Annotated in this window: 13 protein-coding genes and 1 pseudogene; 7 read left to right on the forward strand and 7 right to left on the reverse strand. The window is 71.2% G+C overall.

Going from position 1 to position 14,507, the window contains the following annotated elements; genetic code table 11:
- The 5 genes and pseudogenes from L8M95_RS09850 (at position 1) to L8M95_RS17595 (ending at position 4,296) form a co-directional block, all read left to right on the forward strand.
- Complete coding sequence (locus L8M95_RS09850; protein WP_260485976.1) at positions 1-1,206, forward strand: alpha/beta hydrolase; 1,206 nt, start codon at positions 1-3, stop codon at positions 1,204-1,206.
- Positions 1,207-1,281: 75 nt separating this feature from the next.
- On the forward strand, positions 1,282-1,719 hold the full coding sequence (locus L8M95_RS09855) for a nitroreductase family deazaflavin-dependent oxidoreductase (RefSeq protein ID WP_260485977.1): 438 nt from the start codon (positions 1,282-1,284) through the stop codon (positions 1,717-1,719).
- 72 nt (positions 1,720-1,791) lie between these two features.
- Complete coding sequence (locus tag L8M95_RS09860; protein ID WP_260485978.1) at positions 1,792-2,721, forward strand: patatin-like phospholipase family protein; 930 nt, start codon at positions 1,792-1,794, stop codon at positions 2,719-2,721.
- Between the two features lie 56 nt (positions 2,722-2,777).
- Positions 2,778-3,395: pseudogene (locus L8M95_RS17590) on the forward strand (flavin-containing monooxygenase); the annotation flags it as partial.
- A 10-nt stretch (positions 3,396-3,405) separates the two neighbouring features.
- The gene (locus L8M95_RS17595; RefSeq protein ID WP_396118650.1) at positions 3,406-4,296 is read left to right on the forward strand and encodes a flavin-containing monooxygenase; all 891 of its coding nucleotides are present in this window, start codon (positions 3,406-3,408) and stop codon (positions 4,294-4,296) included.
- A 66-nt stretch (positions 4,297-4,362) separates the two neighbouring features.
- Here L8M95_RS17595 and L8M95_RS09870 read toward each other — a convergent pair whose 3' ends face one another.
- A complete protein-coding gene (locus L8M95_RS09870) occupies positions 4,363-6,075 on the reverse strand; it encodes a 3-ketosteroid-delta-1-dehydrogenase (protein WP_260485979.1) in 1,713 nt (570 codons plus the stop codon).
- A 2-nt stretch (positions 6,076-6,077) separates the two neighbouring features.
- Positions 6,078-7,271 carry an NADH:flavin oxidoreductase gene (locus L8M95_RS09875; protein ID WP_260485980.1) on the reverse strand — a complete coding sequence of 398 codons (1,194 nt, stop codon included), beginning with the start codon at positions 7,269-7,271 and terminating at the stop codon, positions 6,078-6,080.
- Positions 7,272-7,524: 253 nt separating this feature from the next.
- On the opposite strand from L8M95_RS09875, the gene L8M95_RS09880 reads away from it, so the two are divergent.
- Positions 7,525-7,908: a nuclear transport factor 2 family protein gene (locus L8M95_RS09880; RefSeq protein WP_396118652.1), complete on the forward strand. Its 384-nt coding sequence runs from the start codon at positions 7,525-7,527 to the stop codon at positions 7,906-7,908.
- A gap of 21 nt (positions 7,909-7,929) precedes the next feature.
- Here the strand turns inward: L8M95_RS09880 and L8M95_RS09885 are convergent, their stop codons facing one another.
- Both L8M95_RS09885 and L8M95_RS09890 read right to left on the reverse strand, forming a co-directional pair.
- Positions 7,930-9,186, reverse strand: a complete 1,257-nt coding sequence (locus L8M95_RS09885; protein ID WP_069388600.1) for a glutaminase — start codon at positions 9,184-9,186, stop codon at positions 7,930-7,932.
- Positions 9,187-9,304: 118 nt separating this feature from the next.
- Positions 9,305-9,712, reverse strand: a complete 408-nt coding sequence (locus L8M95_RS09890) for a cupin domain-containing protein (protein ID WP_067712996.1) — start codon at positions 9,710-9,712, stop codon at positions 9,305-9,307.
- Here L8M95_RS09890 and L8M95_RS09895 point away from each other — a divergent pair.
- Positions 9,611-10,369, forward strand: coding sequence for a fasciclin domain-containing protein (locus L8M95_RS09895; protein ID WP_260485981.1), 759 nt, complete (start codon positions 9,611-9,613; stop codon positions 10,367-10,369). The genes L8M95_RS09890 and L8M95_RS09895 overlap by 102 nt on opposite strands.
- A gap of 117 nt (positions 10,370-10,486) precedes the next feature.
- Here the strand turns inward: L8M95_RS09895 and L8M95_RS09900 are convergent, their stop codons facing one another.
- The 3 genes from L8M95_RS09900 to L8M95_RS09910 form a co-directional block, all read right to left on the reverse strand.
- Positions 10,487-11,950 (reverse strand): FAD-dependent oxidoreductase, encoded by a 1,464-nt coding sequence (locus tag L8M95_RS09900; protein WP_260485982.1) that lies wholly within the window; start codon positions 11,948-11,950, stop codon positions 10,487-10,489.
- A 108-nt stretch (positions 11,951-12,058) separates the two neighbouring features.
- Positions 12,059-12,886: a mycofactocin-coupled SDR family oxidoreductase gene (locus tag L8M95_RS09905; RefSeq protein WP_260485983.1), complete on the reverse strand. Its 828-nt coding sequence runs from the start codon at positions 12,884-12,886 to the stop codon at positions 12,059-12,061.
- Positions 12,887-12,923: 37 nt separating this feature from the next.
- Positions 12,924-14,459, reverse strand: coding sequence for a PLP-dependent aminotransferase family protein (locus L8M95_RS09910; protein WP_260485984.1), 1,536 nt, complete (start codon positions 14,457-14,459; stop codon positions 12,924-12,926).
- Positions 14,460-14,507 lie beyond the last annotated feature (48 nt).

A 14,507-nucleotide genomic window follows, 5' to 3' on the forward strand; every position in this document is an offset into this window, starting at 1 on the left:
GTGCCGAGACCGCCCGCCCGCGTGCCCCTGCCCGTGCTCGTCGCGCCCGCCGCGGCGTCCACGGCGCTGGCGTTGTGGCCGATCCGCCGGCCGTTCGTCGCCGCGACCGCGGGATGGGTGACGAGCCTGGCCGCACAGGAGCTCCCGCTGCACGTCGGCGCACTGGTCGGGGCGGTGGCCGCGCCCGTGCTCGCCCGCCGGGCCGCGAGTGCCTCGGACCGCCTCGGGGTGGGTATGGCCGCGCTGACCTGGGCGGGGCTGGGCGTGGTGGTCGCGCGGCACGTCGCCGCGCGGGACGCCCTGGACGGCGCGCTGCGGGAGTGTCCCGGTGCCGCGCGCGCGGACGGTGCGGACGTCGGCGGGTGCGGCGCCGGAGGATCCACGACGACGACGAGCTCCGCTCCCCTGCCCCGCACGCCGTGGCCGACGGTGCTGACCCGCCCGGTGCCGCTGCGGCCGCGGGGGGTGCGGGCCCGCCGGGGCATGGTCTACGGTCCGGACGCGGTGGCGAACCGGTTCGACCTCTACACCCGTGCGGACGATCTCGGCGAGGGTGCCGCCCGGGGAGTCCTGATCCACATCCACGGGGGACACTTCCGGGCGGGCGGCCCGAGCCGGGAGTCGCGGGCGATGCTCTTCGACCACGCAGCGCGGGGGTGGGCGGCCATCAGCACCACCTACCACCTGTCGCCCACGCCGGAGTCGGGGTTCCCGCAGCACCTCGTGGACATCAAACGACTCCTCCACTGGGTACGCACCGAGGGCCCGTCGCACGGCATCGGGCCCGATGCGCCGATCGTGGTGGCCGGCAGCTCTGCCGGGGCGCACCTCGCGATGATGACCGCCCTGACCGCCAACGACCCGCGGTTCCAGCCCGGGTTCGAGGCCGGCGACACCGCGGTCGACGGCGCGATCGGCCTGTACGGCTACTACGGCCGTCTGGGCGCGGAGACCAGGGACGTCTCCGACCCGGTACGTCACCCGGCCACCGGCGCCCCACCGGTCGCGATCATCCACGGCACCCATGACACCTACACCCCGGTGAAGGGTTCCCGGCGGCTCGTCCGGCACCTGCGCGCCGGGTCGACCAACCCGGTGATCTACGCGGAGCTCCACGGAGCCCAACACGGGTTCGACGCGGTGCGCTCGCCGCGTTACCTCGCGGTGGTCGAGGCGGTCGCGCGGTTCACCGACGGTCTGGCCTGATGGGCCCCGCAGACGGGCCATCCCAGGCGTAGTGTCGCCATCAACCGATGTAATCCCCGTAGCCGAGGAGACCCGATGCCGCTGACCGGCGAGTACGAGCCGAGCCCGAGCGAATGGGTGCGGATGCAGGTCGAGACATACGAGAAGACCGACGGGGCCGAGGGCGGCGACCTGGTCGGCATCCCCGTGATCATCGTGACCAGCGTCGGCCGCAAGTCCGGGAAGCTGCGCAAGACCCCGCTGATGCGTGTCGAGCACGAGGGGTCCTACGCGGCGGTCGCGTCCCAGGGCGGCGCTCCCACGCACCCGGTCTGGTACTGGAACATCACGGCCCACCCGCACGTCGAGGTCCGCGACAGGGACCGCGTCGGCGACTACACCGCGCGCGAGCTCAGTGGCGCCGAGCGCGACGAGTGGTGGGAGCGGGCGGTGGCGGTGTACCCCGATTACCGTGACTACCAGGAGAAGACCGACCGGACGATCCCCGTGTTCGTACTGGAGCCCCGCGATTAACCCCGGGGCGGATCTGCGCGCGGCGGCTGGAGTCCTCACGGAGTACTGCGCGAGATCCGGGAAGGCCACCGGATGAGCCGGATCGCCCTCGTCCTCGGGTGTGGCGGCACGATCGGCGGGGCGTGGATGATCGCCGCTCTGCACGCCCTGACGGAGCAGACCGGATTCGATCCCCGGGAGGCGGACGTCCTCCTCGGCACCTCCGCGGGCGCCGAGCTGATGACGATGCTGGCCGGCGGCATCGGCGTCGACGAACTCGTGGACATGCAGCGCGGACGAGCCTGCGATCCCCGGCTCCGGGAACACATCGCGTCCACCCCGCCGAGCCGCCCGCCACGTCCGCGGCTCCCGCTGCTCAACCCCGGCCTGCTCCGCACGCACTCCGGGTTGGCCGCCCTCACCGGCATCGCACCCACCGGCCGCGGCGACGCCTCGTGGCTGCAGCGGCTCGCCGAGGGGTTCGAGGTGGGCTCCTGGCTACCCCACCCCGGCGCCCGGATCGTCGCCTACGACGTCCGGGCCGGTGAGCGCGTCCTGTTCGGCGCCCCCGACTCGCCGATGGCGACCGTCGGCGAGGCACTACGCGCCTCCTGGGCGACCCCGGGGTGGATGCCGCCCGTCCCCATCGGCGACCGGATCTTCGTCGACGGCGGCATGGGCTCCACCGCCTCGGTCGACCTCATCTCCCCCGAGGACGCCGACCTCGTCTATGTCCTGGCCCCGATGGCGTCCGCGCCCGGTGTCCGCATCCCCGGGCCCGGAGGCGGCGTCGAGTACCGGATGATCCGCCGCCCGATGTCGACCGTCCTGCACGCGGAGATCGCCACCGTCCGCGCGCGCGGCACCACCGTCGTCCCGATCCTGCCCACCACCGCCGACCTCGCGGGCCTGACCCCGAACTTCATGAACGGGTCCCGACGGGTGGCGGCGTTCGAGTCCTCCATGAGGACCGCCCCGCACACGGTTCGCGCCGCGCTGGAGGCGAACGGGGCCGACGTGTGACCCCGTCCGGCACCCACCCGCCCTCGTCCGCGCCGCGGGAGCCTCGGGTGGTGATCGTGGGGGCCGGGGTCGCCGGCATCACGGCCCTGCACGTCTTCCGCGAGCGGGGCTTCACCGACGTCACCGTGCTGGAGAAGGGCTCCGACGTCGGCGGGGTCTGGTACTGGAACCGCTACCCGGGCCTGACGTGCGACGTGCCCTCCCAGCTCTACCAGTTCCGGTTCGCGCCGAAACCCGACTGGTCGCACGTGTGGGCCGACGGCGCCGAGATCCAGCGCTACCACCGCCGGGTCGTCGACGGCCTCGGCCTGGCCGGGCACATCCGGACCGACACCGAGGTGGCCGCCGCCCGCTGGGACGAGGGCACCGCGACGTGGGAGCTGACCCTCGCCGCCCGGGGCAGGGGCGACGGAGGCGGTGGCGACAGCGACGACGGGCGTGGTCACGACGACGGCGACGGCGACGGCGACGGCGACGGCGACGAGACCATCACCGCGGACGTCGTCGTGTTCGCGACAGGGGTCCTGCACCACCCGGCGATCCCCGACATCCCCGGACTGGCGGACTTCCGTGGCGAGGTCGTCCACACCGCACGCTGGCCCGACGGGCTCGACACGACCGGTCGCCGCGTCGCCGTCCTCGGCACCGGCTCGACCGGCGTCCAGGTGGTGTCCGCCCTCGTCGGTGAAGCGGGATCGGTCACGCACTACGCCCGCACGCCCCAGTGGATCCTGTGGGCCCCGATGCGGATGCGCCAGCTCGTCGTCGTCGGCTCGGTACTGCGACGGTTCCCCACCGCCCACCGCCCACCGCGCGCTGTACGCCGCGCTGCAGTGGGGGTCCGGCGTCCTCGCCGACATCACCACCAGACCGTCGTGGCGGCGGCGCGCGGTCCAGGCCTACGCGCGGCTCTCCCTCCGGGCGCAGGTCCGGGACCCCGACCTCCGCGCCCGGCTCACGCCCGACGACGAGCCGCTGTGCAAGCGGCAGGTGGTCTCGGGGACGTACTACCGCGCCATCCAGCGCAGCGACGCCGAGCTCGTCACCGACGGGATCGTGCAGGTCACCCCGGACGGGATCCGCACCGCGGACGGCACCGAGCGTCCCGCCGACGTGATCGTGCTGGCGACCGGCTTCCGCGCGCACGACTACATGCGCCCCATGGAGGTCGTCGGACGCGACGGCCGCACCCTCGAGCGCGAGTGGGCCGACGGCCCGCGCGCCTACCGGATGACCGCCATCCCGGGCTTCCCCAACGCGTTCACCGTGCTGGGCCCCAACTCCCCCACCGGCTCGATCTCACTGCAGCACACCGCCGAACTCACCGCCCGGTACATCGCCCACTGGCTCGAACTCCTCCGCGACGGCTCGATCCGGTCGGTGGAGGTGACCGAGGAGGCGACCGCCGAGTTCAACGACGACGTCGCCGGGGCTATGGGGCCGACGGTCTGGAACACCGGCTGCCACTCGTGGTACTTCCACGACGGCGGCACGATCGACCTGTTCCCCTTCGACCGGGCGCGACTGGCCGAGCTCATGGGGGAACCGGACCACTCGCACTTCCGGGTGGGCTGAGGGCGCTTTCCCGGGTGGGCCGCCGGCGGCGCAAGCAGGCCCGGCCATCGGAAGACCGAGGGGCTCTCAGACGGCCGGTGTGCTGTGACTGGCTGACGACGCGAGATCCTGCGCCGCCACGTATCCGAAGACCAGTCCTTGTCCGATCGTGGCGCCGGCGCCGGGGTACCGGTGGCCGAAGGCGTTCGCGGCCGTGTTCCCGATGGCGTACAGGCCAGGTACCTCGGTGCCGTCCTCTCGCAGGACACGGGCACGCTCGTCGACCGTCAGTCCACCGCATGTCCCGAGGTCGGATAGGACGACCCGGACGGCGTACAGCGTTCCGGACAGGGGCCGGAGGTTCGGGTTGGGGGTGACGGTGGGATCGCCGTAGTAGCGGTCATACGCGCTGGCGCCGCGCTGGAAGTCGTAGTCGTTTCCCGTTCCCGCCAGCCGGTTGAATCGTTCCAGCGTGGCCGCGAGGGAACCGGCGGACACTGCCATACGATCGGCGAGATCCCCCACGTCATCAGCGCGCACGGCGATGCCTGCCTCGTACCAGCTCTTCGGTAGGGCCATTCTCGGAAAGACCGAGCCAGCCAGCACGTAGCTGTTCCGGTAGCGCTGATCGAACACCAGCCACATATCACCGACCGGGGCACCTGCAGCCTCCCGACGCAGGACCTCCTGCCCGAACGACATGTAGTCGCTGGCTTCGTTGATGAATCGCGAGCCGGTCTCGTCGACCATGAAGGAACCCGGTAATGACCGCTCCGCCAGCAGCACCTGCGGGCTGGCGTCTCCCACCGGTGCGACCGCGGGGAACCACCAGGCCTCCTCCATCAGCGCCGATCCGCCTCCGAGTGCGCGACCTGCCGCGATCCCGTCGCCCGTATTGCCCTCGGCGCCCAGGCTGACGCTCTCCAGCCGGGTTGATTGGTGTTCATGCCGCATAGTCAGGTCGTGGTCGAATCCGCCAGCTGCGAGTACCACTCCGCGACTGGCCGTCACCACGACACGCCGTCCGTTCTGCTCCACCACGGCTCCGGTGACGCGGCCGTCCTGCGTGGTCAGCTCTACCAGTGCGGTGTTCGTCCACACCGGCACTCCGGCGCGGACCAGACCCGCGAACATGCCGGCCGCGAGCGCCCGGCCCCCGGCAAGGTACTCGCGACCGAGGGCCATACCGCCGATTCCCTGTACCGCCCGCTTGGCAATACGCGGCCATGAACGAAGTGGAGTCCGCGTCATGAGGTTCATCCACTTGTAGTCGGCTCCCGTGACGGGCATCGGAACGGGCGCCTCGAGGACTCCTGGCCGCAACCGCCCGCGCTCGTCTCCTAGGACGGAGGCATCGAACGGCGAGCACTCACAGGTGCGGCCGAGCGGCGAGCCACCGGGTTTCTCGGGGTGGTAGTCGGAGTAGCCACGCGCCCAGAAGAAGTCCATCGGGGTCGTACGACGGAGCATCGCGACGGCGTCTCGCCCGTGGTCGAGAAACGCCTCCCAGCGCCGGCTCGGCGCACTGTCACCGACTACGGCCAGGAGATACTCCCGAGCCGCCTCAGGCGTGTCCGGGGCGCCTCCCGCCCGAAGCGTCTCGTTCCCCGGGATCCAGAATGCCCCGCCCGACCGCGCGGTCGATCCACCCACGTACTCGGTCTTCTCCACCACGAGCACACTGAGGCCATGCTCGTGGGAGGCGAGCGCGGCGGCCATTCCGGTCCCCGAGCCGATGACGAGTACGTCGACTGTGGTCTCCTCGGCCCGCGGGCCGGCTGGTAGTGCAGATGTCGCCACCGTCACTCACCTGCCATCGCGTAGGTCGGCTCATAGACGCAGTGCGTCGCGCCGTAGACGGTGAACATGCATCCGTTGTTGTGGTCGCACCGGCCCGCGATCATCGGCCGGACCTCCATCCGGCTGACGAGGTCCGGCTCGCGCAACAGGGCCCGTCCCATTGCGACGAAGTCGAAACCCTCGTCCAACCCGGTCTGCATGTGGTCGAGGCTGTTGATCCCGCCGAGCAGGATCAGCCGGGTGTTCTTCATGCTTCGCACGAACTGGCGCGCATCGTCGAGCATGTACAGATCGTGGTATTCGTACTCCCCCAGGATGGGCTTGCCGAGCAGCTTCACGCCCGTCTTGAACGGTTCGCTCATCGCACCGGCGAAACCCTCGATCGGGACATCGCCACGGAACAGGTACATCTGATGGAACACGCTCGACCCCTGCGTGAGTTCGAGCGCGTCGAGATGGCCGTCCTCGTCCAACATCCGCGCAGACTGCAGCGACTCCTCGAGCCGGATCGATCCCTTGATCCCGTCGGTCATCGACAGCTTGGCGATGACCGCGGCGGAGTCGCCGATCCGCTGTTTAACGGCTTCGGCGATCTCGCGGACGAACCGGGTGCGGTTCTCTATCGAACCGCCGTATCCGTCCTTGCGCTTGTTGATCCACGGGGATAGGAAGGCGCTCGGCAGATAGAGATGCCCGAAGTGCAACTCGACGGCGTCGAAGCCTGATTCCACGGCGAGCTCGGCAGCGTCGGCGAACTGCCTGGTCGCCTCTCGAATCTCCTCCAGCGAGATGCCACGCGAGAGCTGGAAGGACGTCGGGCTGAGAAAGCGACTCGGAGCCATCGGCTGCTGCCCGGTGATCTTCTTACTCCCTACCGGGCCGGCATGCCCCAACTGCGCCGAGGCCTTCGCACCTGCAGCGTGCATCGTGTCCGTGAACTCCCGCAACCCGGGAACGGCATCGCGTGTCATGAGGATCTGCCCTGGTGCCGAGAAGCCGGCGCGGGTCGTCGCGCAGTAGGCGAGAGTGGTCATCCCCACCCCGCCCCGCGCGAACCCCTCGTGGAACGCGATGAGCTCGTCGGTCACCTTCCCCTCCGGGGACCGTCCCTCTGACGTGGCCGCCTTGATCGTGCGGTTGCGCAGTGTCACCGGCCCGAGCTGAACCGGTTCGAAAACGGAACGCTTGTCGGTCATGGATTCATCCATTGAGGGGTCCTTAGCTCGCGGAGTGTTCGACGCCGTGGGTCGACGAGATCGACGTCGCGTCCGCCTACGAGCATGCGCCGCCGGCATGGCGCGCATCACTGACCGTCCCGCTCGTCGGGAGACTATTTTGTCCTACGGCAAGGACGTGGCGAGAGTCCGATGAGTGCGACCTGCACTTATCGGGGTAGCCGATCGCGGAGCTCTTCGCGCCGGAGCTGCACGTCGGCCGTCTGCGCCGACGGTGATCTCGGAGACGGGGGGCGGGGTCCCCGCCGACAGTCGACTGACTGCCGACGGGGTCTCCAACCGGGTGGTCGGCAACGAGCGGCTCGGGCAGACCATCCGGGAACTCATGGACGGCGGCGAGCGCGTCACCTCGGTCCACCACGGGCACACGCCCATCATCGAGTTCACCTCCGACACCACCGCCACGGGCATCTGGGCGATGGAAGACATGCTTTGGTGGTCCCATCCGGACGGCGCCGAGGAGCACCTGCACGGCTACGGGCACTATCACGAGGAGTACCGGCTGGTCGACGACGTGTGGCTGATCAGCTACCGCAGCCTCACCCGCACCCGCGTCGACCACACGCCGCGGTTCCACGACGCGATCCCCACCAGCTGAGACGCGTCGCCTCCACGCCCGTCAGCGCGCCGCCCGCCTGTTGACCGGCCGGGTCCCGTCGCCCAGATCCGGTCGGGGCAGGCGCCGGCCCGGGTCGGCCAGACCGACGACGTGGCCGTCCGCCGACAACCGCGTCATCGCCTCGAGCAGCATCCGGCGCGCGCTGGCGTTGACCGAGGACACGCGGCTGAGGTCCAGGGTCACCTCGCTCGGCCCCTCGGGGATCTCGGCGAGGCGTCGCAGGACCTGTTCGGCGCTGGCGAACGTCATGGGGCCCTGCAGCCGGAAGGTGCGGCGCCCGGAGATCTCGTCGAACCGCACCGAGCGGACGGCCTCCACGTCCGTGACGGTGGTGTTCATCAGGTGCAACTCGAGGTCGTGGGACAGCCGCTCGAAGGTGCGCACCCCCTCCACGCTGTGGCCGTGCTCGTCGAGCCGCGGGGAGAACACCCCGAGCCCGACCTGCCCGGGCAGGGCACCGAAGATCCCGCCCGACACCCCGCTCTTGGCGGGGATCCCCACGGTGGACATCCAGTCCCCCGCAGCGTCGTACATGCCGCAGGTGGCCATCACAGCGAGCACCTGCCGGGCGACCGGCGCCGACACCACGCGCTCCTTGGTGACCGGGTTGATGCCGCCCGTCGCCAGCGTCACCGCCATCACCGCCAGGTCGCGCACGGTCACCCGGTAGGCGCACTGCCGGGTGTAGCCGCGCACCACCTCATCCGGGTCGTTCGCGATGATCCCGCCCGCGCGCACGAGGTTGGCCATGGCCCGGTTGCGGAACGCCGTGCGCAGCTCCGAGTCGAGCACGGCGTCGTCCACTCCGAGCTCGCGGCCCGCGAAGGCGGACAACCCCTGCCGCACCGCCTCGTCGCGGTCGTCCTGGGTCGCGTCGGGCTCGCTCACCAGCGTGTGCGTGGTGATGGCCCCGATGTTGATCATCGGGTTGCGCGGCCGGCCCGTCTCGCGGTCCAGGGAGATCTGGTTGAACGCGTCCCCGGACGGCTCCACCTCGACCTTCTCCAGGACCGCCTCGATTCCCCGGTCCCGCAGCGCGAGCGCATAGACGAACGGCTTGCTCATCGACTGGATGGTGAACTCGGCGTCCGCGTCCCCGGCGGTGTAGACGATGCCGTCCATCGTGCAGGCGGCCACCGCGAACCGGTCGGGGTCCACGGCCGCGAGCTCGGGGATGTAGTCGGCGAGCCGGCCGGCGTCACCGTTCGAGCAGGCGTCGCGGATCTCGAGCAGATAGTCAGGTACCGGCGTCTTCACGCCACCAGCGTGTCATGCCGGAGGGCCCGGGGCGGCGTGTGCACCGCCCCGGCCCCTCCGGCACCGCGAACCGGTCGCGGTCACGATCGTCGTCAGTGATCCCGGTCAGTGATCCCGGTCAGTGGTCGTGATGGTCGTCCGCCTTGGTCGGGTGGACGGTCCCGTGCTCGTGCTCCGGCGGACCGTACAGCGAGTACACCTTGAGGTCGTCCTCACCGATGTTGGTGACGTTGTGCCAGCTCCCGGCGGGCACGAGGATGACCCAGTCGTCGGAGACCTCGCGCACGAAGTCGAGCTGATCCTTCGCGGGGCCCATCTCGACCCGACCCTTCCCGGCCTCGACGCGCAGGAACTGGTCGTGGTCGTCGTGGACCTCGAGACCGATGTCGTCCCCGGGCTTGATGCTCATGACGGTGAGCTGCATGTGCGATCCCGTCCACAGCGTGGTGCGGTAGTTGTCGTTGGCGAGGGTGGCGTCCTCGATGTCGACGACGAACGGGTTCGGACCCTGATCGGTGGGGCTCATCGATGCTCCTGCTTCTTCGTAGACGGGTGTACGCGGTGGCCGGCGGCCAGCGTTCCGTCTCGAGTTTCGACGACTCCCGGGACGCTCGCAAGCAAGGGCATCCTCCCGAGTCGCGGCCCGGGCGACATTTCCCCATCCCGTCACGGGGCCACAACGATCAGGCCACGAGGGTTCACGTACCCCCTGCGCAGTGCGGACACCACCGAGGAGACCGGCGCTGCGGCCGAGGGCGACATCGTCGACACCGCGAACGCCGCGGGCGACTTCACCACCCTCACCCAGGCCATCGAGGCCGCGGGCCTGACGGAGACCCTCAAGGGGCCCGGTCCGTTCACGGTCTTCGCCCCCACGGACGAGGCGTTCGAGGCCCTGCCCGAGGGCACGCTGGACGAGCTGCTGGCCGACCCCACGGGCGACCTGGCGCAGATCCTGCAGTACCACGTGATCGAGGGTGAGGTCCCGGCCGCCGACGTACTCGAGATGGACGGCCAGACGGTCGCGACCCTCCAGGGCGGGGAGCTCACGGTCGAGGTGGAGGGCGAGAACGTCGCCCTCGTCGATGGGAACGGCACCCGCGTCAACGTCGTCCAGACCGACGTGGACGCCACCAACGGCGTCATCCACGTCCTCGACGGAGTCCTGATGCCGCCCGCCTGACCCGCCGGTGACACTCGCTGCGCCCCGACCCGGTCCTTCCCCGACCGGCCGGGGCGTGGCTCGTGTCAGGCGGGCGTGCAAGCTGGACGTGTCAGCTGCGCGCGCCAGCCGGTCGGGTCAGCGGGGCGTGTCGTACCTCTTGAGGTCACTGGTGGCCGGGCCCTCGATGAGCTCACCGCACGCAGAGAAGCGGGACCCGTGCCACGGGCAGTCCCACGACCGCTCCACGTCGTTCCACGTCAGTGCGGCGCCCATGTGCGGGCACAGCAGGCCGACACGGCAGGTCTCGCCGTCGTCGCCCGTCGCCTCCCCGATCGGTCGGAGGGTCGGCCGTGGCCTGCGCACCGCCGCGTGCGCCGCGGTGGCCGCCAACTGCACCGGTACGTCCGCGAACAACGGGACGGCGTTCTTCGCGATGCCCATGATGCTGGGCTTGCCGAACGACACCCGCGGGTCCACGCCCTCGAGTCGGTCGACCATGATCCCGGCCGCCGCCGGCGCGCCCGTGAGGCCCCACTTGCTGTACCCGCCGGCGAAGTGCACGCGCCCCCTGCCCCACGGCAGGGGCCCGGACTTGGGCAGCATCGTCACGGGGTGGAAGTCCTGCGCCGACCAGCCGTGGGTCATCGTCGCGCCGGGGAAGTACTTCTCCGCGTACTCCCGCAGCGAGTCGATCTTGGACGCGGTCCCCGTGGCCGTGCCGGTGCGGTGACCGTTGCCGCCCACGAACAGCACCTCACCACCGGGCGTGGGTACCGTCCGCAGCGAGCGGACCGGGCTCTCGACCGAGCCGTACATCCCCTCCGGCAGTCCGCCGGAGTACTCGAACGCGCAGAGGTAGGACCGCTCGGGTTCCATCGTCGCCACGGTCGGGCCGCGGTCCAGGGCCGGCGAGGCGGTCGCCAACACGACGTCGCGGGTGGTCATCGTGCCCGGATGGGCGGTGACCTCGACGAACGCGTCCTCGCCGGTCCCCTGCGCCTTCAGGCCGGTGACGCGGGCGTGCTCGACGATCCGCACCCCCAGAGCCGTCGCCGCGCGGACCAACGCCGCGAGCGCCTCCACGGGGTCGATCTGCAGCTGATCCGGCAGTTCCACGGCCGACCGGGCCGGGAACGGGACGTCCACGTGGTCGTACCACCGCGCGGGCAGGCCCAGGTCGACGAGGGTCTTCATCTCCTTGCGCAGGGTGGAGGTGCCCCTGCGTCCCTTGGAGAACGTCACCGCGCGGCGGCGCTGCGAGTCGACGCCGTGGGTCTCGCAGAAGTCGGCCCACCAGTCGAGTCCGTAGCGGTTGGCGTCGGCGTACGCGCGCGCCGTCTCCAGCCCGTGCTTGGAGCGGATGCTCGACAACCGCGTGCCCTGGAGGACCGAGACCTTGGCCGTGGTCGCGCCGCTCGCGCCCGCGCCCACCGTGTGCGCCTCCAGAACCACCACCGACTTACCGCGCGCGGCGGCCATCAGCGCCGTGATCAGGCCGGTGAACCCGGCGCCCGCGATCACCAGGTCGACGTGCTCGCCGTCCGGGAACTCGTGCGCCGGGGGATCGATCGTCGTGCGTCGCCAGAAAGATGTGCCCATCGTGCGTCTCCTATGCGTGCTCGCCGCGGATGTCGCTGGCGCTCACTGTAGGACCGCACGGCGGCGTCCGCACCCGCTCGTGGAGGTGGCTCGACGCGGCCGGCCGGGCTACTTCGCGGTGAACCCCGCGTCGACCGGCAGGGTGACTCCCGTGATGTGGCGACCCGACTCCTCCACCAGGTAGAGGACGGCGCGCGAGATGTCGATCGGCTCGAGCATCGGGACGGGTAGCGCGTTGCCCATCGTGTGGCCCTCGGGGTTGTTGGCGAACCACCTGGCCATCTCGTCGTGCGCCACCATCGCCGTCAGGACTCCGGCCGGGTGGATCGTGTTGATCCGGATGTTGTGCGGCGCGAGCCAGATCATGAAGCTGCGCATGAGCCCCACCACCCCGTGCTTGCTGGCGGTATATCCCGTGGCCGCGCCGGACCCGTCGCCTCCCCGCCCGGACAAGCCGTTGGTCGACGAGATGAGGACGATCGACCCGCCCTCCCCGCGCTCGATCATCAGCGGCGCGATCGCGTGGACCGTGTTCCACACCCCCACGAGGTTCACCATGATGGTGTCCACGAACGCCTGCTGGGCGTCCGGCTCCTCGCCGCGCTGCGAGTTGATCCCCGCGTTGGCCACCACGATGTCCGGGACGCCGAAGCGCTCCCGGCAGGCGTCGACCGCCGCCGCGACGTCCGTCGGTTCACGCACGTCGCCCGTCACCGCGACGATCTCCCCACCGACCGCCTCGACCTCGGCGACCGTCTGCTGCAGGTCGTCGGCGGTGGCCAGCCCGTACGGCACGGTCTCGATGTCCTCGCAGATGTCGAGCGCGAGGATCCGCGCCCCCCGCCGGGCGAGCTCCACGGCGTGACTGCGCCCCTGCCCCCTCGCCGCGCCGGTGATGAAGGCGACCCTGCCCGCCAGTGACTGTTCCTGACCCATGTGTGAACCGCTTTCCGATGGGATGAGTTGACTACCGTCAGGATTCAAGCACCGTCGGGGTCCGAGTGGTCGGCGTTCCTCCCGATCCGAGCCGCTCCAGCACCCGTCGGAGCTCCACCGCGAAGTCGGCCGCGTCGCGCGAGGAGAGCCGCGCGTAGCTCAGCACCAGCCCGGACACGGCATGCTGCGCGGACTGCCCGCTGAGAGACCGCGTACGCCACCCGGCCCGCTCGAGCTCACGCACCACCTCGTCGTCGTCATACCCCGGCAGCACCACGCACAGGTGCAGACCCGCCTCCACACCCGTGACCTCGAGGTCCGGGAGTTCCCGGCGCAGCGCCGCCACGAGCCGCCAGCGGCGATCGCTGTACACGCGCGCCGCCCGCGCCAGGTGCCGGTCCATCGCGCCGGAGGCGATGAACGCGCCCAACGCCTCGGCGGGCAGTGTCGACGGGCCCCGCCGGTGGACCGCGAGCCAGCGTTCGACCTCACGACGCATCGCCGCCGGCGGCAGGCACCACGCCACGCGCAGGTCCGGGGCCACGGATTTGGACGAGGTGCCCACGTAGGCGACGTGGTCGTCCGCCGCGGGGAGGCTGACCAGCGCGGGCAACGGGGCGACGCCGTAGCGGAACTCGCCGTCGTAGTCGTCCTCGATCACCAGCGACCCGGTCCGCCGTGCCCATTCCACCAGCGCGACCCGGCGGTCCACGCTCATGCGGTGGCCGAGCGGGAAGTGGTGCGCGGGGGTGGTGAACACGATCGCCGGCTCCGACCCCAGCAGCGCCGCGTCGAGACCGCCGGGCCGCGCGGGATGGAACCGCACCTCCAGGCCCTGCTCACGGGCCATGAGCACCGCACCGCGGTAGCCGGGGTCCTCGATGTGGAACCGCACGGTCCCGCCCCCGGCCCGCCCGTGCTGCCCGGCGACGAACGCCGCACACAGGGCCGCGATCGCCGACCGCGAACTGTCGAACAGCACCGGGTCGCCCGCGGCGATGCCCCGGTGTCGGCGCAGATGTCCCGCCAACGCGGTGCGCAGCGACGGACTCGGCTCCTCCCACGGGTTCAGACCCGCCAGGCCCTGCGCCGCGGCGGCGCGCACCGCCGACCGCCAGGCACGATCGTCGACGAGGGAGACATCGGGGATCCCGGGACGGAGATCGCGCGGTGACCGGCCGTGACGGGGTTCGGGGACCGGTGTCGAGGGTGAGGACGCCCGCGCGGACGCCCGCGGTGACGACCGCGGGGACGACCGTGACGACGACGACGAGGTGCGGCCCCCTCCGCGCGTCCGCGCCCCGGCCCGTGCCGCCTGACCGGCTCCGGCAGCGACCCGGGTGCCCGATCCCTGGGTGGAGTCGACGAAGCCGGCCGCGGACAATTCGTCGAAGGCACGAACCACGGTCCCGCGGGAGAGTCCGGTCTGCTCGGCGAGCGCGCGCGTGGAGGGCAGCCTGTCGCCGTCGGCCACGGATCCGTCGGCGACCAGGTCGATGATCGCGTCCGCCAGCTCCGCAGCCCCCGACACCTCGCCCACCACCAGTGATCCGGGACGAGCGGTACGGGCCATGGGCCGAGGGTAGCCCACGCCGCCGGAAAGTGGTCTCTCGAAATTGCG

Origin of the sequence: Dietzia sp. B32 (assembly GCF_024732245.1) — a bacterium.
Classification (GTDB): domain Bacteria; phylum Actinomycetota; class Actinomycetes; order Mycobacteriales; family Mycobacteriaceae; genus Dietzia.

Coding starts and splice junctions, on each gene's coding strand:
- L8M95_RS09860 (WP_260485978.1), top strand. CDS start 1,792: ATGAGCCGGATCGCCCTCGTCCTCGGGTGTGGCGGCACGATCGGCGGG.
- L8M95_RS09855 (WP_260485977.1), top strand. CDS start 1,282: ATGCCGCTGACCGGCGAGTACGAGCCGAGCCCGAGCGAATGGGTGCGG.
- L8M95_RS09905 (WP_260485983.1), bottom strand. CDS start 12,886: ATGGGTCAGGAACAGTCACTGGCGGGCAGGGTCGCCTTCATCACCGGC.
- L8M95_RS09875 (WP_260485980.1), bottom strand. CDS start 7,271: ATGACCGACAAGCGTTCCGTTTTCGAACCGGTTCAGCTCGGGCCGGTG.
- L8M95_RS09890 (WP_067712996.1), bottom strand. CDS start 9,712: ATGAGCCCCACCGATCAGGGTCCGAACCCGTTCGTCGTCGACATCGAG.
- L8M95_RS09900 (WP_260485982.1), bottom strand. CDS start 11,950: ATGGGCACATCTTTCTGGCGACGCACGACGATCGATCCCCCGGCGCAC.
- L8M95_RS09910 (WP_260485984.1), bottom strand. CDS start 14,459: ATGGCCCGTACCGCTCGTCCCGGATCACTGGTGGTGGGCGAGGTGTCG.